At 56.1% G+C, this 17,591-nt stretch carries 15 protein-coding genes and 1 pseudogene; 3 read left to right on the forward strand and 13 right to left on the reverse strand.

The features are described 5' to 3' along the window. Both IAE27_RS08755 and IAE27_RS08760 read right to left on the reverse strand, forming a co-directional pair. Positions 1–648 (reverse strand): LysE family translocator, encoded by a 648-nt coding sequence (locus IAE27_RS08755; RefSeq protein WP_070556382.1) that lies wholly within the window; start codon positions 646–648, stop codon positions 1–3. A gap of 46 nt (positions 649–694) precedes the next feature. Further along, positions 695–1,510 carry an AraC family transcriptional regulator gene (locus IAE27_RS08760; protein ID WP_154022080.1) on the reverse strand — a complete coding sequence of 272 codons (816 nt, stop codon included), beginning with the start codon at positions 1,508–1,510 and terminating at the stop codon, positions 695–697. Positions 1,511–1,717: 207 nt separating this feature from the next. Between IAE27_RS08760 and IAE27_RS08765 the strand changes: the two are divergent. Beyond that, positions 1,718–2,655 (forward strand): annotated as a pseudogene (locus IAE27_RS08765) (Rpn family recombination-promoting nuclease/putative transposase). Positions 2,656–2,834: 179 nt separating this feature from the next. Continuing rightward, positions 2,835–4,205: an NAD-dependent succinate-semialdehyde dehydrogenase gene (locus tag IAE27_RS08770; RefSeq protein WP_004108581.1), complete on the forward strand. Its 1,371-nt coding sequence runs from the start codon at positions 2,835–2,837 to the stop codon at positions 4,203–4,205. A gap of 170 nt (positions 4,206–4,375) precedes the next feature. On the opposite strand, the gene yjiA is transcribed toward IAE27_RS08770, so the two are convergent. The 3 genes from yjiA to btsT all read right to left on the reverse strand — a co-directional run bounded on the left by yjiA (position 4,376) and on the right by btsT (position 7,807). Then, positions 4,376–5,332 (reverse strand): GTPase, encoded by a 957-nt coding sequence (yjiA, locus tag IAE27_RS08775; RefSeq protein ID WP_004108579.1) that lies wholly within the window; start codon positions 5,330–5,332, stop codon positions 4,376–4,378. 11 nt (positions 5,333–5,343) lie between these two features. Further along, positions 5,344–5,547: a YbdD/YjiX family protein gene (locus tag IAE27_RS08780; RefSeq protein WP_004108577.1), complete on the reverse strand. Its 204-nt coding sequence runs from the start codon at positions 5,545–5,547 to the stop codon at positions 5,344–5,346. 109 nt (positions 5,548–5,656) lie between these two features. Further along, positions 5,657–7,807 (reverse strand): pyruvate/proton symporter BtsT, encoded by a 2,151-nt coding sequence (btsT, locus tag IAE27_RS08785; protein WP_004108575.1) that lies wholly within the window; start codon positions 7,805–7,807, stop codon positions 5,657–5,659. Between the two features lie 544 nt (positions 7,808–8,351). On the opposite strand from btsT, the gene IAE27_RS08790 reads away from it, so the two are divergent. After that, positions 8,352–9,713: a hypothetical protein gene (locus tag IAE27_RS08790; RefSeq protein WP_070556380.1), complete on the forward strand. Its 1,362-nt coding sequence runs from the start codon at positions 8,352–8,354 to the stop codon at positions 9,711–9,713. 91 nt (positions 9,714–9,804) lie between these two features. Here the strand turns inward: IAE27_RS08790 and IAE27_RS08795 are convergent, their stop codons facing one another. The 8 genes from IAE27_RS08795 to hpaD all read right to left on the reverse strand — a co-directional run bounded on the left by IAE27_RS08795 (position 9,805) and on the right by hpaD (position 17,591). After that, positions 9,805–10,317, reverse strand: a complete 513-nt coding sequence (locus tag IAE27_RS08795; protein ID WP_004110317.1) for a 4-hydroxyphenylacetate 3-monooxygenase reductase subunit — start codon at positions 10,315–10,317, stop codon at positions 9,805–9,807. Between the two features lie 19 nt (positions 10,318–10,336). Then, positions 10,337–11,899 carry a 4-hydroxyphenylacetate 3-monooxygenase, oxygenase component gene (gene hpaB, locus IAE27_RS08800; protein WP_004128599.1) on the reverse strand — a complete coding sequence of 521 codons (1,563 nt, stop codon included), beginning with the start codon at positions 11,897–11,899 and terminating at the stop codon, positions 10,337–10,339. Positions 11,900–12,261: 362 nt separating this feature from the next. After that, a complete protein-coding gene (gene hpaA / locus IAE27_RS08805) occupies positions 12,262–13,152 on the reverse strand; it encodes a 4-hydroxyphenylacetate catabolism regulatory protein HpaA (RefSeq protein ID WP_154022883.1) in 891 nt (296 codons plus the stop codon). A 9-nt stretch (positions 13,153–13,161) separates the two neighbouring features. Then, positions 13,162–14,538 carry a 4-hydroxyphenylacetate permease gene (hpaX, locus tag IAE27_RS08810; protein ID WP_004108554.1) on the reverse strand — a complete coding sequence of 459 codons (1,377 nt, stop codon included), beginning with the start codon at positions 14,536–14,538 and terminating at the stop codon, positions 13,162–13,164. A 69-nt stretch (positions 14,539–14,607) separates the two neighbouring features. Continuing rightward, positions 14,608–15,399: a 4-hydroxy-2-oxoheptanedioate aldolase gene (gene hpaI, locus IAE27_RS08815; protein WP_016809283.1), complete on the reverse strand. Its 792-nt coding sequence runs from the start codon at positions 15,397–15,399 to the stop codon at positions 14,608–14,610. Positions 15,400–15,409: 10 nt separating this feature from the next. Further along, positions 15,410–16,213, reverse strand: coding sequence for a 2-oxo-hept-4-ene-1,7-dioate hydratase (hpaH, locus tag IAE27_RS08820; RefSeq protein WP_004110326.1), 804 nt, complete (start codon positions 16,211–16,213; stop codon positions 15,410–15,412). A 127-nt stretch (positions 16,214–16,340) separates the two neighbouring features. Further along, positions 16,341–16,721: a 5-carboxymethyl-2-hydroxymuconate Delta-isomerase gene (locus IAE27_RS08825; protein WP_016809284.1), complete on the reverse strand. Its 381-nt coding sequence runs from the start codon at positions 16,719–16,721 to the stop codon at positions 16,341–16,343. A gap of 12 nt (positions 16,722–16,733) precedes the next feature. Further along, positions 16,734–17,591: a 3,4-dihydroxyphenylacetate 2,3-dioxygenase gene (gene hpaD, locus IAE27_RS08830; RefSeq protein WP_004110330.1), complete on the reverse strand. Its 858-nt coding sequence runs from the start codon at positions 17,589–17,591 to the stop codon at positions 16,734–16,736.

Here is a 17,591-nt window from a genome sequence, read left to right on the forward strand (position 1 = left end):
TTACACGGCCTCGTGCAAAAATTGCCAGACAATCCAGCCGCCAAAAGCCATCAGTATGGCGCCGGCCGTGCGCTCGACTCGCCAGACGACGGCGGAAAGGCGGCGCTGCACCGACGGTAGCGCAATCAGCGTAACCAGCAACAGATCCCATATCAACACCACGCTGGTCATCCATGCCCCGCTGACGGCCTGCTGCACCAGCGTGACGTTCGGTCCCAACAGGGATGTCATCAGCGCGAGGTAGAACAGGGCGTTTTTCGGATTGAGCAGCGAAGAACCCAGCCCGAGAAAAAGCTGTTTCACCAGCGACGGGCGCGAAGCCGAGGCGCCATCCAGCGCCAGCGTAGTCGGACGGCTTCTTATCAGCAGGCTGCCAATCCACAGTAAATACGCCGCGCCCAGCAGCTCAATCACCGTAAACAGCAGCGGCGCGTGGCGCAGGATCCCCCAGCCGATTACCGCCAGAATAATATACAGACCGTTTCCGGCGGCAATGCCGATACACAGGCCGACGCTGCCGCGCAGGCGATAGCGGATGGCGTAGCCCACCAGCAGAAAAAAATCCGGCCCGGGGCTCAGCAGGGCGACAAAATGAGAAAGCGCCAGCGCGGGGAAGGCGGAGGGAAAGAGCGTAGCGAGTATGTCCATAGCAACCTCAGTAGTAACCTGAGGTCACCCTACGCCAGCGTGAACGCTAATTATTGTCTGTTATTGATCGGGACTGCGCATACTGGCGCGGCGTGGCAGCGGTATAGCTGACAAAGGTTTTATGAAAGTGACTCTGATCGGCAAACCCGGCCTGGTAGCCCACATCGGCAATATTATCCCCTGCGCGCAGGCGCGTTTTAGCGAATTCAATACGCGCGATATTGATAAAACTGGCGGGCGTCAGGCCGGTCTCCTGCTTGAAGGTGCGGATCAGCGTCTCTTTACGTAGAGCAAACTCGTCGGCGAGGCTATCCAGCGTCGGCGGAGCCTGCAGATCGGTTGCCAGGCGGCTGAAAAGACGGGCGCTGGTCTCGCTTAGCGCCTGAGGCGCATGCGGGCGCAGCGGTAGAGTATGAACCAGACGAGCGACGCTTGCAGGGAGCTGCATGGTCTGCTGCTGCCTCATCTGCTCCACGATCTGCAGATAATGCGCAAAGAGCCCGGCATCGCGAATGACGGGCGATGATGTGATCAACCTTGCCTGATGCACACCCTCTGTCAGCTGTTGCCAGCACCAGCTTAGCTCGAGATAGAGCATATGGTAGCTGCGCGGCTGGCCGTCGCGCGGATTACAGCTGTGGGGTGCCTGCGCGGGGATAACAATCAGGTCGCCAGGGCGCAGCAGATACTCCTGCCCGCTGCAGATACAGCGCGTTTCCCCCTCGATAATCGCCCCAATGGAGAGCTGCGGATGACGATGCCGTTTATAGGCCTGGCGGCTAAGCCATGTGCTGCGCAGCTCCAGCCAGGGAAGCTGTTCGTCACGCCAGAAAGTTTGCTGAATGTCGCGCGTATGGCTCACGGCTGGCTCCTGAGCTGAAGGGAATAGCTGTTTATAACATGCCATCAGCCGGTGGGAAAACTGCGAGTCGCGTTGGACAAAAATGTTTTGCTTGCAGCCGAAGAAAAATAGCTTTCGTCGCGGCTCGTAAAGACCAACAGCAGGGCGTGTGGTGAGAAACAGGGCGCAGTAGAGTGGCGGCAGGATTTCTTACGCAGGCGGATAGCCATGGAAAAGGGTACTACGTCCACGCCGCACGATGCGGTATTCAAACAGTTTCTACGTCATGCTGACACCGCGCGGGACTTCCTTGATATCCATCTGCCGCCAGCGCTACGAAAAATGTGCGACCTGGATACGTTAACGCTTGCGTCCGGTAGCTTTATTGAAGAGAACCTGCGGGCATACTACTCCGATGTTCTGTGGGCGCTGAAAACTGCCGCGGGAGAAGGCTATATCTATGTGGTCATCGAACATCAAAGCTCCCCGGATGCGTTTATGGCCTTCAGACTCATGCGTTATGCTATTGCCGCGATGCAGCGCCATCTGGATAACGGGCATAAAACGCTGCCGCTGGTGATCCCGATACTGTTTTATCATGGCGTCGCCACGCCATACCCCTGGTCGTTATCCTGGCTCGACATGTTCGCCGACCCAGCCCTGGCAAAACAGCTTTATACCGGACCATTTCCGCTGGTGGATATTACCGTCGTACCTGATGACGAAATTGTGCAGCATCGAAGAGTCGCCCTGCTGGAGCTGATGCAAAACATATTCGTCAGCGCGATCTGCTGGGTATTGTGGAGCATCTGACGGCCATTTTGCTTAATGGATACGCTAATGACAGGCAGCTGAAAACGCTGTTTAATTATCTGATTCACTCGGGCAAAGCGCTTCGATTAGGTAAGTTCATCCGCGAAGTGGCCCAGCGGGTACCGCAGCACAAGGAGAAGCTAATGACTATCGCCGAAAGGTTACGTGAAGTAGGGCGCAGGCAGGGGAAGCGGGAAGGCCTTGAGAAAGGTCGTCTGGAGGGGGTTGAAGAGGGGCAGCGCGCCGAAGCGCTGCGTATCGCCCAAACGATGCTCGCCGAAGGTATGGCGTTGGAGACGGTGCTAAGAATTACCGGTTTGCCGGAGGCGGCGCTTGCGGTCAGGCATCATTAGGCCCCTGATGCGCCGGGGGGCAGCTGGAGCCGTTTAGCCCTCCAGGTGTTCACCATTTCATTCCTGGAAAATTCCGTATCTACCTGATCCGGAGCGCATCCTCAGCTATCTCGACTACCCTTAATAACCTGTGCGGTATTTATGACTGCGTTAACAGCGATAACAAGGAGACATGCGATATGGCTTATCAGACGGTGAATCCTGCCAATAATCAGCTTATCAAAGCGTATCCGGCACACAGCGATGCTGACGTGGAAGCGGCGCTGCAAAAGGCGGATGCGCTTTATCATTCGCAGTGGGCCAAGGGAAATATTGACCAACGGCTACCGATCCTGCACAAGCTGGCGGACCTGATCGACAGCCGGGTTGAAGAGCTGGCCAAAATCGCCAGCCAGGAGATGGGTAAGCTTATCGAGCAAAGCCGCGGTGAGGTCAAACTGTGCGCGCAAATTGCCCGCTACTACGCCGATAACGCAAAACAGTTTCTGGCGCCGGTAAAATATCCGTCAGAACTGGGTGAAGCCTGGGTCGAACACCATCCCATCGGCGTACTGATGGCGGTAGAGCCGTGGAACTTCCCTTATTATCAGCTGATGCGCGTGCTGGCGCCGAACCTGGCGGCAGGGAACCCGGTGATCGCCAAACATGCCAGCATCGTCCCGCACTGTGCGGAAACCTTCGCTCAGCTGGTTCGTGAGGCCGGCGCGCCAGAGGGCGCATGGACTAACCTGTTCATTTCTCAGGATCAGGTAGCGAAGATTATCGCCGACGATCGCGTACAGGGTGCGGCCCTGACCGGCTCGGAAAAAGCCGGTGGCGTGGTAGCGGCGCAGGCGGCTAAACACATTAAGAAAGCGACGCTTGAACTAGGCGGCAACGATGTATTTGTCGTTCTCGACGATGCCGATCTGGAGAAAGCGGTGAAGACCGGCGTGCAGGCGCGGCTCAATAATGCCGGGCAGGTGTGCACCGCGGCGAAACGTTTTATCCTGCATGAAAAAATTGCCGACGCTTTCCTCAGCCAGTTTACGCAAGCCTTCCGCGAGGTGAAAATTGGCGATCCGCTGGACGAAAGTACCACGCTGGGCCCGCTCTCCTCAAAAGACGCGCTGGAAACGTTGACCAAACAGGTGGACGAGGCGGTGAAAAATGGCGCGAAACTGCATCTGGGCGGCAAACCTGCGCAGCGAGAAGGCAGCTTTTTCGAGCCCACCATACTGACCGGCATTACCCGCGATAATCCGGCTTATTTTGAAGAGTTCTTCGGTCCGGTCGCGCAAATCTACGTGGTGAAAGATGACGATGAGGCGGTGAAACTGGCCAACGATTCGCATTACGGCCTCGGCGGAGCCGTGTTCAGCCAGGATATCGACAGGGCGAAACGCATGGCTTCGCGGATTGAAACCGGGATGGTCTATATCAACTGGTTAACCGATACCGCGCCGGAGCTGCCGTTTGGCGGCGTTAAGCGCTCCGGGTTCGGCCGCGAGCTTTCCGATCTTGGGATTAAAGAGTTTGTGAATCAGAAGCTGGTGGTGGTTCGCCGCTAAGCAACCGAGCGCGCAGATGCTCTGACTCCCCCACCGGACTAATGGCCCTCCCGGAAGACATCGATTGGCGAGGGTTTCTTCCTCAGGAAGAGGGAGGGGAAGGGTAATTTTGCGCCTCCTTCGCTCATCCTGACCCTCTCCCCCAAGGGGAGAGGGAACCGTCCATGCGGCTATTTGCGCAAGCTGGCAAACGCCGCGCGAATTTCTTTTTCCGGTAGATTGATGCCGATAAAGACGAGGGTACTGTGCGGCCGCTCATCGCCCCATGGTCGGTCCCAGTCGGCGCTGTAGAGGCGCTGAACGCCCTGAAACAGCAGGCGATTCGGTTCGCCGTCGATCCACAGCATCCCTTTATAGCGCATCAGCTGTTCGGCAAAAGTGAGCAGCAGATTTTCCATCACCCTGGAGACTTCGCTGATATCTACCGGATAATCCAGCTCCACTACGATTGACGATACGTCGTTCTGCTTGTCGGCCATAAAGTGGAAGCGCGGTTTGCTGCTAACCACGTTCTCCTCCAGCATAAAACCGCTGGTGTTAAACAGCAGATTCAGGTCGATATCGCCGTGGATGACGCGGTAAATGGGCGCGCGGACGTTGATGCGCGTCAGCCGCTCGCGGAGCTTGTCGCTGTCGCCCGCCACGTCGGTTTTGGTGAGCAGGATACGATCGGCGTACCCCACCTGCGACTGGGCAATGGTGAACTGGTTCATCTGCTGGTCAGCATGCGCCGCATCAACCAGCGCAATCACCCCATCCAGCAGGTAACGTTCGCACAGTACATCATGAGAGAAGAAGGTCTGAATAATCGGGCCGGGATCGGCCATGCCGGTACACTCAATGACCAGTCGGTCAAAATCAATTTCTCCGCGATCGCGGCTGTCGAGAAGATCGAGCAGAGCGTCTTCCAGTTCGTTGGAGCGGGTACAGCAGATACAGCCGTTGGTCAGGGTTTTAATCTGCGTCGCGCGGTCGCCGATAAGCTGGTCATCGACGGCGACTTCGCCAAATTCGTTTTCGATAACGGCAATTTTAAAGCCGTGCCGTTCGTTCAGGATATGGCGCAGTAGGGTAGTTTTACCGGCGCCAAGAAAACCGGTTAATAGGGTAACTGCAATCGGTGCCATATTTGCCTCCATTAGCAGCAGCGCACGCCGCCTTTGCCGTCGCCGCCGTAGCGGGCCTGCTGGCGTTCGCGAAAGAATTCATCATAGGTCATGTACGGCTGGTCCGGATGATTGGTCTGCATATGCTCGACGTAATTATCGTAATCCGGAATGCCAATCAGCATTTTCGCTGCCTGACCGAGATATTTTTTTGCCTGACCTAAGTTACCAAACATTATGCTTTCCAGAGAACGAATAAAGCCGGATGGCGGCTAGCGCCTTATCCGGCCTACAAACATTCGCTTGTGTAGGCCGGGTAAGCGTAGCGCCATCCGGCATTAGGGGTTAGTGATGTGAAGAGGTCTTCACGCCGCCTTCCGGTACCGGTACGTACGGTGTCTCTTTGTCGGTACGCACTTTATTGTTGCGTACGTTGAGCCAGGTTTTGATGCCGTAGAAAATGATGCTGTAGACCACGACAAGGAACAGAATGCTCAGACCGGCGTTGGTGTAGTTATTCACCACGATATGGTTCATATTGGCAATCTGCTGTGCGGTCAGTTCTCCGCCGGAAGCGATCTTCTCTTTGTACTGCTGAGCCATGAAGAAGAAGCCTTCCATCTGCGGGTTGGTGCTAAACAGTTTCAGACCCAACGCCCAGGTGGTGCACAGCAGCAGCCATGCAGCCGGGATCACGGTGACCCAGATATATTTGGTGCGCTGCATTTTGACCAGCACCACGGTACCGAGCACCAGCGCCACGGCGGCCAGCATCTGGTTAGAGATGCCGAACAGCGGCCACAGGCTCTTCACGCCGCCCAGCGGGTCGACCACGCCCTGATACAGCAGGTAGCCCCACAGACCAACGCAGCCCGCAGTACCGATAATGCCTGCTACCAGCGAGTCGGTTTTCTTGAGGAACGGTACAAAGTTGCCCAGCAGGTCCTGCAGCATAAAGCGGCCTGCGCGGGTACCGGCATCCAGTGCGGTGAGGATAAACAGCGCTTCAAACAGAATACCGAAGTGGTACCAGAAGCCCATATCCGCCATCGGGATGATTTTGTGGAACACGTGAGCGATACCCACGGCCAGCGTCGGCGCGCCGCCTGCGCGGTTCAGGACCGACGGTTCGCCGATATCTTTCGCGGTTTGCAGGATTTGTTCAGGAGAGATCACGAAGCCCCAGGAGCTGACGGTCGCTGCCGCGTGAGCGGTGACATCCCTCAGCTGGGCGGCAATCAGCGCGGCGTTTTCACCGCCCATTTCGTGCAGGTTCGGCATGGTGATGCCCAGACCCGCCGGCGGAGTGTTCATCGCGAAGTAGAGACCCGGTTCGATAATTGATGCCGCCACCAGCGCCATCACCGCCACGAAGGACTCCATCAGCATCGCGCCGTAGCCGATAAAACGGGCGTCGGTTTCGTTAGCCAGCAGCTTCGGCGTGGTGCCGGAAGCGATCAGGGCGTGGAAGCCGGAGACCGCGCCGCAGGCAATAGTGATAAACAGGAACGGGAACAGCGCGCCTTTCCACAGCGGACCGGTACCGTCAATGTACTGGGTCACAGCCGGCATTTTCAGGTCCGGGTTAAGGATCACGATACCCAGCGCCAGGCCAACGATTACGCCGATTTTCAGGAAGGTCGCCAGGTAGTCGCGCGGCGCCAGAATCAACCATACCGGCAGCAGAGCCGAGATAAACGCGTAGCCAATCAGGGTAAAGGTAATAGTGGTGTCTTTAAAGGTCAGCGCCGGGCCCCAGTAAGGGTCGTGGGCAATCACGCCGCCGAAGTAAATAGACGCCACCAGCAGAACGATGCCGATAACCGACACTTCGCCTACCCGACCCGGGCGCAGGAAGCGCATGTAGATCCCCATAAACAGGGCAATTGGCACGGTCGAGCAGACGGTGAACACGCCCCATGGGCTTTCCGCCAGCGCTTTAACCACGATTAACGCCAGCACTGCGAGGATGATGATCATTATCAGGAAGCAGCCGAACAGCGCGATGGAGCCCGGTACTGGCCCCATCTCCTGCTTGATCATCTCACCCAGCGAGGCGCCGTTACGACGCGAGGAGATAAACAGCACCATAAAGTCCTGTACCGCGCCTGCCAGCACGACGCCCGCCAGCAGCCACAGGGTACCCGGCAGGTAGCCCATCTGCGCGGCGAGCACCGGGCCCACCAGCGGACCGGCGCCGGCAATCGCGGCAAAGTGGTGGCCAAACAGCACGTAGCGGTTGGTCGGAACGTAGTTCAGGCCATCGTTGTTAATTACCGCCGGCGTCGAACGCGTAGGATCGAGCTTCATCACCTTTTGCGCAATGTACAGGCTGTAATAACGGTAGGCAACGAGGTAGACGGAAACCGACGCCACCACGATCCACAGCGCACTGACGTGCTCACCGCGGCGCAGAGCGACGACCGAGAGGCAAAATGCCCCGATGATTCCAAGAATCACCCAGGGTATGTGCTTGAATAACTTTTTAGTATCCATAGTAAAACCTGGCGTTAATGAGATGAATAATGGGCCGAAGCCGTTTAGTTTTGAGTCAGGGTTGGTGGAGGTATTGATTAGCTATGCTGGAGACGATCTTGCCAGAACTTCGCGCGCGTAAAGTTGGGTAAATCTGTGAGTGGTTATATTCGGGATTAAGCGGTCACTTGCCGGGGTAAGCGGTTGGGAGGGAAGTTAACAGGGGATAATTATGTGATTGAGATCACAGGAAAAGATGGAGTAGATTGGATTCTTCACGGATAAGCAATGCTGCACCGTTTTCTCCAGTCTGCATCATGGTTTCATTCAATGATATTCACCCCCGGGGGGGGAAGTTAATTTCTTGAATATAAACACTGAAAATATAAGACAGAACGATACAAATATATAACCTAATTGATTCGGTTATTTATCGCGATTTATAATATGACACGTCAATAGGTTATAACAAAAAATGCTGTAAATTAAATAATAAGTGCATGGCTTGCAGTGAGTTTGTAATATGAGATTCCTGGACGATCAAAAACTTTGAACGGATGCGAAAATGTTAAAGAATTATATCAAAGAAGCGCTTGCTATACAGCAGGAAGAAGGGGATGCTTCGGATGAAGCACTGAAGAAATATTTGGCAGGGATAAATTCATATAATCTAAATCAAGATCAGGAATACGACTTTCTGTATGCAAATTATCAGGCGATGTGGATTTACTCTAATTTAGGTGAGTCGGGAAAAGCGCTGCCTCTGGCTAAACAGTGTATGGCGTTGATGGCTGATACCATAAGTGCGGGTGCGATATTTCATTATACTGATATGGGGCGGTTTTATGAGGAAGTGATCCGCTATGCGACAAACAATATAGCATGGTATGCATACGAACACTCCGATAGTACCGATGAACTAGAACGCGCGCTGGAAACCATATCTCTTGGCTGTAATTATATTGACAGCCCTGATTACTTTTACGCTTTCGATACTAAAGTCCGTATCTTACTTAAATTGGGCCGAAAAGAAGAAGCTTTTAAAATCGTTTTTACTTGTCTGCAGCAATTTCCCGACTTCTCTGATTTTTCTGATATCAAGAAACAAAAGGAGTATCAGGACTGGAAAAATAACTTCGATACAGGAACTATTGAATATTCTGAGCAGGAAATGGCGTTTCTACAAAAAGCAGCCAGAATTACCACTCATTTTAAATCACTGACTTCGAAAGAACCGTTAAAGTCCCCCTTGAAGGAAGAGTCGATCCCCGAAAAGCAAATCGTTCTTATCAAGGAGGCAAGAGGTAAATACGCATTTACCGAAAATTTTTACGACGATGATGATTGCTTTTTATTGTACAAGGGTAACCTGCATATTAAACAAAACCTCGATGAAGAATGGTATGAAAAACAGCTTGAAGATATCACATGGCAAAATGATCTATTCGGCATCCTGATTGATGGCAATCTCACTGTAGAAGGCGATATCGCCCTCGACCGATGTATTCTTTCAGTCGTCAACGATGTCACCTGCGATTGTCTGTATTCCGGTGATGGCCATACATTAATACAGGGGGATGCGTATATTAAATACGGAATTTACGGTGCGTATAATGATGGTTCGCTGGAGGTAAAGGGGATACTTACTACACCCTATTTACTGGCCTACGATCATTGCATGCCCAGGAAGTCTGACGTTGGAGAATCTATTTATATAGAAGTTGGTGACTTATCTGAAACTAAGAATATACGTATCGGTGAAAGCTATGGTAGCGGATGGGGTTGGAACTGGAATTATTTTGATGATGCCGCCCGGTTGCTTACCAATGCGGTATTTATAGAGAACGATGGCGACACCGTGTTTTCCGTAGGAAAATTTTTTGACATCGTAAAACGTGGAGAAAATCCCTTTCGCCAAATCAAATAAAAATTGCGTAGCGAAATTATGTTGTCAACCAACGCAGCAGATGGCATGAACCCCCTGACGAGATCATCAGGGGGCGAATAAATATAGAAAACTACGCCACGACCTCCATCTCCATCATCACCGGATGGAAGCGGCGCTTAAAGTAGATCAGCCCGTGGCCCTGCTGGCTCAGGGTTATATTCCTGATTTCTACCAGATAGACCAGGTGGCTGCCGATGGTCTGTACCTGGCTAATCTCGCCTTCGAGACTCGCCAGTGAGCCTTTTAGCACCGGCTGGCCGAGCTCGCCTTTTTGCCAGCAGCTGAGGCCGAAACGGTCGTCCATCGTCATCCCGGTCATGCCGGCGAAGTGGCGCGCCATCTCCTCTTGCTCGTGGTTCAGCACGTTGATGCATAGCTTGCCGTTGCCCTGAAACACCGGATTCATCGCGCTGTTAGCGTTGATGCAGACCATCACCGACGGCGGCGTATCGGTCACCGAACAGACCGCGGTGGCGGTGATACCGCAGCGGCCCGCCTCGCCTTCGGTGGTGATGACGTTAACGGCGGCCGACAGGCTGGCCATGGCATCGCGAAAACGCAGACGTTGTTCATCTAATTGCATTGTGACCTCCCGCTGCCGCTTACTTCAGCAGCTTATCCAGCATGTTGATATCGGTATTGTTGTGCAGATGCGGCACCGTCCAGCCGTTCTGGTCGTACTCGGACAGGCAGCGATCCACCATCGCCATCATTTTGTCCATGTTGCCGGAGCTCTGCGCCTGACGCAGGCACTGCAGGCGAATTTCATCCTGGCTACCTGAGTAGTTGATTTCATACAGTTCGTGACGCCCACCAAACTCGCTGCCGATGGCGTCCCACATCAATTTGAGGATCTTGATACGCTCGACGTGATCCATGCCGTTCGATCCGCGCACGTATTTCGCCAGATATTCGTTGATCTGCGGATTGTTGAGATCGCGGGCGCTGGACGGCAGATAGATCAGGCCGCTGGTGACGTTGCGTTCAATAATGTTTTTGATTTTGGCGTAGGCCATCGGCGCCATCACGCGATAGGTTTGCAGCGCGGCGTGATCCGGCAGATACGCGCCGTTAACCCACGGCGTGGCTTCGGCGCACATCGAGTCGCTCAGCGCCCAGAACATATTGCGCCAGGCTACCACTTCGCCGAGATCCGCCTGTACGCCGCGGAACTCCAGGGTGCCGGTGCACTCCAGCGAGCGCTTGAGCAGGGCGGTGATAAAGTCGAGCTTCACGGCCAGACGCACGCAGGCCTGCAGCGGATACATGCGGGCGAAACCGCCTTCCATCGTCCAGCGGCGGCAGCGATCGAAGTCGCGATAGATCAGCACGTTTTCCCATGGGATCAGCACATTATCCATCACCAGGATCGCATCGTTTTCGTCGAAGCGGCTGGAGAGCGGATAGTCGTAGGGCGATCCGGTTGCTCCGGCGACCAGTTCATAGGAGGCGCGGGAGATAAGCTTGACCCCTTCGGCGTCCATCGGCGCGACAAACATCAGCGCGAAGTCCGGGTTTTCGCCCATCACCTGCGCCGACCCGAAGCCAATCATATTGTAGTGGGTCAGCGCCGAGTTGGTGGCCACCACTTTCGCGCCGCTGACGATGATCCCGGCATCGGTCTCTTTCTCCAGCTTGATATAGACGTCTTTCACTTCGTCGGCCGGCTTATGGCGGTCGATCGGCGGGTTGACGATGGCGTGGTTAAAGTAGAGGCCGGTTTCCTGGATGCGGGTGTACCAGTTACGGGCGTTCTGTTCAAACTGACCATAAAACGCCGGGTTTGCGCCGAGCGCGCAGCCGAATGCGGCTTTGTAGTCCGGGGTACGACCCATCCAGCCGTAGCTCAGGCGCGACCATTCAGCGATGGCGTCGCGCTGCTGGCGCAGATCGTCGGCGCTTTTCGCGACGCGGAAGAACTTGTGGGTATAGCCGCCGCTGCCGGTATCGGTGCCCCAGCACAGGGTATCCTGCAGCTCGGGTTTATGCAGCGCATCGTACATCTGGGCGACGGAGGCGGCGGCGTTGCGGAACGCCGGGTGGGTGGTCACGTCCTTAACGCGTTCGCCGTAGATATAGATTTCGCGGCCGTCCTGCAGGCTCTTCAGGTACTCTTCGCCAGTTAACGGGCGTTTAGCGTCTGCACGGAAATTTTCAGGTTTCATAGGTGACCTCTTCAGTATTAATCGGAATGCGATGTTAAATTTATGTTTTGTTTTTGTTGTTCAATTGAAGCGGTTAACGCGGCTTTCGTGAAGAGACTTTTAGGTCAATGGTCGGTACTTTTCAGGCGGGGTTGGGTTATGTGATCGGGGGTTGGTTTTTCTATTTTCCGGCCTGGCTCTCCGGTGAACCGACGACAAGCCAGGGCGGGTTTTGAATTTGTAGCCCGGACAGATGCGCAGCATCGCCTCCGGGAAATTCAGCGACTCTACGCTCTGCTCCCGGGGGCGGCGCTTGACGCGCCTTGCCCGGGCTACCGCCTCTCAGACGGCTGCGAACTCGCCGCGCCGTCGCCGGAAAGATCTTACGACACCGGTACTTTCTGCGCCCGATAGGCACTCGGCGAGCAGCCGACTAAGCGGTTAAAAAAGCGGGCAAAATAGGCCGGATCTTTAAAGCCCAGCTGCCAGGCTATTTCGCTAACCGCGTTGTCGGAAAATAGCAGCAGCCGTTTGGCCTCGCGCAGCTGCCTGTCGAAAATCAGCCGCTTGGGCGGCCGGTTGGCGAAGCGGCGGCAGATATCGGTTAGCCTTGATTCGGTCAGATGCAGCTCGCTGGCGTAATCCGGCACCGTCCAGTGCTGGTGATAGTGGCTATCGATCAACTGGTTAAACCGCTGGAACAGCTTGAGCTCGCCGCGTATTCCGCTGGCCGCATGATCGTCAAGTTTCGCGTTGCGCAGCAGCAGGGTGAACACCGCCTGCGCCAGCAGCGTCAGGGTATGTTCCCGCCCCGGCAGCTGCGACGTCGATTCCCGTTCAATCAGCCGCCAGTAATGCGCCAGCGCCACCAACTCCTCGGGCTTATCGGCCAGCGACAGGCAGATGCCCGGCAGACCGAAAGCCTCCCGCGTGCCGGGATAGAGCACCTCCAGCAGCGGCCAGACCAGATCCTCGCGCACCGTCAGCACATGACCGTCGCTATCGGACTCGGTGATAAAAGCGTGCGGCACCGAGGGCGGCGTCAGGACAAACAGCGGCGCCTGCACCGAATAGCGATGATCGTCGAGCTGCAGCTCAATCTGCCCGGTATCGAGAAAGTGCATCTGAAAATACTGGTCGTGACGGTGCGCCTGCATATCGCGGCCAAAAAACTCCGCCATCCGGGCAAAGGATTGGTAATGTACCTCCTCCGTTCCCAGACTCTCATCGTACTCTTTATTAATATCGATATTGGCAACAGGACTCTGGCACATAGCGGCTCCTTACGGCGTCGCGCGCGGACGCGATCCTTTCATCGGAATCGCCCAGATAATGACTGCGCCAATGATCAGCAGGGCGGCGACGAACCAAAGACCGCTGCTGAAGCTGCCGGTAATATCCTTCAGCCAGCCGATCATAAAGGGGCTGAGCGCCGATCCGATATTGCCGGTCGCGTTGATCACCGCGATACCAATCGCTCTGGCGCGCAGGCTGATCGACTGATCCGGCGTGGTCCAGAAAATGGCCATCGCGCTAAACGATCCGGTCGAAGCCATCACGATCCCGAGCAACTGGATCAGGTTATGATCGGTCGCCGACGCCAGCAGCCAGCCTGCGGCGGCGAACAGGAACGGCAGGGCGGTGTGGTGCTTACGCTCCTGGTGCTTATCGGAGTGCCGGCTCCAGTAGATCATTCCCAGAATGGTGCAAATCTGCGGGATCGCCGCCAGCAGGCCGATGGTGATATTGCTGCTGCTTTCGTTAAAGCTTTTGAGGATCTGCGGCGTCCAGATGCTGATCGCGCTGAGCGTATTGGTCAGGCAGAAGTAGGCCAGGGTGTACATCAGCACGATCGGCGTGAACACTTCCCGCCACAGGCTGCGCTGCTGCATGGCGTGATGGCTGATCGCCCCTTCCGGCTGGACCAGCGTCAGGCGGTCGTTGTCCATCATCTCTTGCAGGCATTTTTTATCTTCTGCGGTCAGCCATTTGGCCTTCGACGGCGAATCATCCAGCCAGAACCAGACCATAATACCGAGCAGCACCGACGGGAAGCCTTCCAGCAGGAACAGCCACTGCCAGCCGTGCAGATTCAACAGGCCGTCCATCGATAAGATATAGCCTGAAACAATTGACCCCAGCGCGGTGGTCACCGGCATCGCGATCATAAACAGCGCGTTGGCGCGGGCGCGGAAAAAGGCCGGGAACCAGTAGGTCAGATAGAGCAGAATGCCGGGCAGAAAACCGGCCTCGGTGATCCCCACCAGCATGCGCAGGATATAGAGGCTATTCGGCCCGGTCGCGAACATGGTGGCGGTGGAGGCGATGCCCCACAGCACCATGATGGTGGCGATCCAGCGGCGGGCGCCGACGATGCTGAGCATCACGTTGCTCGGAATGCCGAAAATGACGTAGGTCGCGTAAAACAGGGTGGTGGCAAGGCCGAACATGGTAGCGTTAAGGCCCAGATCCTGCCCCATGGTCAGCCCGGCAAAGCCGATATTGATGCGATCTAAAAACGAAAAGATAAACAGCACGAACAAAAATACGATCAGGCGACGAAAGAGCTTGTTGATAACCGACTGCTGCTGCGCCGTCAGCTGCTTGTGCTGATTAGCCGGATCGAACTTTTCCGGGATGGCAGATGATGTATCGCTCATTATCATTTTCCTCTAATGGGAATTTTGTAGGGTACTGCGGGTTGCCGGGTGGCGCTGCGCCACCTGGCGTTAATAGACGCCTGACGAACCCTCGGCGGTTTTTTCTGCGCCAAATCGTGCCGCCAGCGCTTCCGCACCGCGGGCCAGCAGGGTGGTATCGACCCCGACGGCGACAAACAGCGCGCCGAGCTGCAGGTAACGCTTCGCCAGCTGTTCGTTGGCCATCAGGATCCCTGGCGCTTTGCCCGCTGCGCGAATTTGCCCGATGGCGTGCTCAATGGCGGCCTGTACTTCCGGGTGCTGCGGGTTGCCGCTGAAGCCCATGTCGGCGCTCAGATCCGCCGGGCCGATAAACACGCCGTCCACGCCCTCGACATCGAGGATCTGCGGCAGATTGTTGAGCGCTTCGCGAGTTTCGATTTGCACCAGCACGCACATCGCGTCGTTAGCCTGATGGAGATAATCCGGGACGCGGTTCCAGCGCGAGGCCCGGGCGAGGGCGCTGCCGACGCCGCGAATACCCGCGGGCGGATAGCGGGTGGCTTTCACCGCCAGCCGCGCTTCGTCGGCGTTCTGCACCATGGGTACCAGCAGGGTTTGCGCGCCGATATCCAGCAGCTGTTTAATCTGCACCGGGTCGTTCCACGAGGGGCGCACCACCGGCTGGCTGGGATAAGGGGCGATCGCCTGCAGCTGGGTCAGTATCGTCTGCACGCTGTTTGGCGCGTGCTCGCCGTCGATCAGCAGCCAGTCGAACCCGGCCCCGGCCAGCAGCTCAGCGCTGTAGCTGCTGGTCAGTCCCAGCCACAGGCCAATCTGCGGTCGACCCGCTTTTATGGCGTCTTTAAAGGCGTTATTCATCATATTCCTCCTAGACGAACCGGCAGCTAATCGCGCCCATGGTGCCGTAATCAACGTGGAAGGTGTCGCCTTTGCGCGCCGGTACCGGACGCGTAAAGGAGCCGCCGAGAATAATCTGCCCGGCTTCCAGCTGGACGTCGTAAGGCGCCAGCTTGTTCGCCAGCCAGGCCACGCCGTTGGCCGGGTGATTCAGCACCCCTGCGGCGACGCCGGTCTCTTCAATCACGCCGTTGCGATAGAGCAGGGCGGAGATCCAGCGCAGATCCAGCTCGTCGGGTTTAATCGGACGGCCGCCGAGGATCACCCCGGCGTTGGCGGCGTTATCGGAAATGGTGTCGAAGACTTTGCGCGGGCGCTGGGTTTCCGGGTCGATGTTGTGGCAGCGGGCGTCAATCAGCTCCAGCGCCGGGATCACGTAGTCGGTGGCGTTGTAGACGTCGAACAGGGTGCAGTTGGGGCCGCGCAGCGGTTTGGCCAGCACGAAAGCCAGCTCTACTTCGATACGCGGGACGATAAAGCGGTCGGTAGGAATATCGCCGCCGTCGTGGAAAAACATATCGTCCAGCAGCGCGCCATAATCCGGTTCGCTGATTTGCGAACTGGCCTGCATCGCTTTCGAGGTCAGGCCGATTTTATGCCCTTTCAGCACGCGGCCTTCGGCGATCTTCATATTTACCCATTCGCGCTGTACCGCGTAGGCGTCTTCGATGGTGATCGTCGGGTGATCCAGCGAAATAGCGCGGATCTGTTCACGCTGTTTTTCCGCCTGGTTCAGCCGCTGGGCGATCAGGCTATGGGTATGTTTATCGAGCATAGTTGCTTCCTGTTACGTCATTCGGTGCTGCTGCGCCGGGTGGCGACGCGTAGGCGTCTTAGCCGGCCTGGGGTTTGTGGCAGTACTTGTTTTCACCCTCTCCCACCGGGAGAGGGGTGGGCCGCACCTATTTAAACAACGCGTGTACGTTGTTCTGCTTGTAGTTCAGCGTCGGGTGCAGTTCATCGATCTCAAACGACAGCGCCAGATAGCGGCTCTCCATCAGCGCGGCGAAATGGGCTTTGATCAGCGTGAACAGCATATCGCCCACGTCCTGACGGCTCTCCAGGCTGCGTCCGGTACCAATCTTTAGCGTCATATGCACGAAGGCGTAGTCATGCTGGCCATCGGCCATCTGCCAGGTATCCAGCCAGATGGCGCGACTGCGAATGCCGCCAATAGGAAAGATGCCGGTTGCCGCCAGCGCGGCGTTCACTTTGCTGAACAGACCCGGTAAATCAGCCTGCTCACGGATGTTGTTGGTACATTCAGCGATAAAATGCGGCATTCTGCGTGCTCCTTACGCCGTTTCCGGCAGCGGGAAGACGGCGTTGACCTGACCGGTGCCGGAGCTGGCAAAGAGTTCGGTAATAAACTCTACTTTGCCGTCATATTTGTCCCAGCCCAGCAGGCCCAGCAGCATCACCGTGTCGTGCATATTGCCTTCACCGAAGCAGTAGTCGGCGTACTCTGGCAGCATGGTGCAGAACTCTTTGAATTTGCCTTCGCGCCACAGCTTCACGACCCGTTCGTCCATCTGGTGATCGAACTCGCGGGTATAGCTGTTCATTCCCTCTTCGGCGCGCTGGTCGTCGATAAAACGGTGCGACAGCGAGCCGCTGGCAAAGACCGCCACGGTGCCGTCATATTTCTCAATCGCTTTAAGAATGGCTTCGCCCAGCTTGCGGCTGTCGGCAAAGTCATGGACGGTACAGAACGCCGAGATAGAGACCACTTTGAAATGCTTATCGCTGTTCATGTAGCGCATCGGCACCAGGGTGCCGTACTCCAGCTTCAGGCTTGGAATGTTGTGCGCTTTGGCGCGGACCCCGAGTTTGACCGCTTCGTCGGCGATCAGGTGGCCGAGCTCCGGATTACCGTCATAGTCATAGGTCATGTCGCGAATAAAATGCGGCAGCTCGTTGCTGGTGTAGACGCCCTGGAAATGGTCGGCACAGTTGATGTGGTAGGCGCTGTTGACCAGCCAGTGGGTATCAAAGACGATGATGGTATCCACACCCAGCTCGCGGCACCGCTTGCCGATTTCTTTATGCCCATCGATGGCTCCCTGGCGGCAGCCGTGGTTTTTACCCGGCAGTTCAGAGAGATACATCGACGGTACGTGAGTAATTTTTGCTGCTAACGCTAACTTTCCCAT

The sequence above is a fragment of the Klebsiella sp. S69 genome, assembly GCF_016516145.1.
Taxonomy (GTDB): Bacteria; Pseudomonadota; Gammaproteobacteria; order Enterobacterales; family Enterobacteriaceae; genus Klebsiella; species Klebsiella oxytoca.

Coding starts and splice junctions, on each gene's coding strand:
- hpaX (WP_004108554.1), bottom strand. CDS start 14,538: ATGAGCGATACATCATCTGCCATCCCGGAAAAGTTCGATCCGGCTAAT.
- btsT (WP_004108575.1), bottom strand. CDS start 7,807: ATGGATACTAAAAAGTTATTCAAGCACATACCCTGGGTGATTCTTGGA.
- hpaB (WP_004128599.1), bottom strand. CDS start 11,899: ATGAAACCTGAAAATTTCCGTGCAGACGCTAAACGCCCGTTAACTGGC.
- IAE27_RS08825 (WP_016809284.1), bottom strand. CDS start 16,721: ATGCCGCATTTTATCGCTGAATGTACCAACAACATCCGTGAGCAGGCT.
- IAE27_RS08790 (WP_070556380.1), top strand. CDS start 8,352: ATGTTAAAGAATTATATCAAAGAAGCGCTTGCTATACAGCAGGAAGAA.
- hpaI (WP_016809283.1), bottom strand. CDS start 15,399: ATGAATAACGCCTTTAAAGACGCCATAAAAGCGGGTCGACCGCAGATT.
- hpaD (WP_004110330.1), bottom strand. CDS start 17,591: ATGGGAAAGTTAGCGTTAGCAGCAAAAATTACTCACGTACCGTCGATG.
- hpaH (WP_004110326.1), bottom strand. CDS start 16,213: ATGCTCGATAAACATACCCATAGCCTGATCGCCCAGCGGCTGAACCAG.
- IAE27_RS08780 (WP_004108577.1), bottom strand. CDS start 5,547: ATGTTTGGTAACTTAGGTCAGGCAAAAAAATATCTCGGTCAGGCAGCG.
- IAE27_RS08770 (WP_004108581.1), top strand. CDS start 2,835: ATGGCTTATCAGACGGTGAATCCTGCCAATAATCAGCTTATCAAAGCG.
- yjiA (WP_004108579.1), bottom strand. CDS start 5,332: ATGGCACCGATTGCAGTTACCCTATTAACCGGTTTTCTTGGCGCCGGT.
- hpaA (WP_154022883.1), bottom strand. CDS start 13,152: ATGTGCCAGAGTCCTGTTGCCAATATCGATATTAATAAAGAGTACGAT.
- IAE27_RS08795 (WP_004110317.1), bottom strand. CDS start 10,317: ATGCAATTAGATGAACAACGTCTGCGTTTTCGCGATGCCATGGCCAGC.
- IAE27_RS08755 (WP_070556382.1), bottom strand. CDS start 648: ATGGACATACTCGCTACGCTCTTTCCCTCCGCCTTCCCCGCGCTGGCG.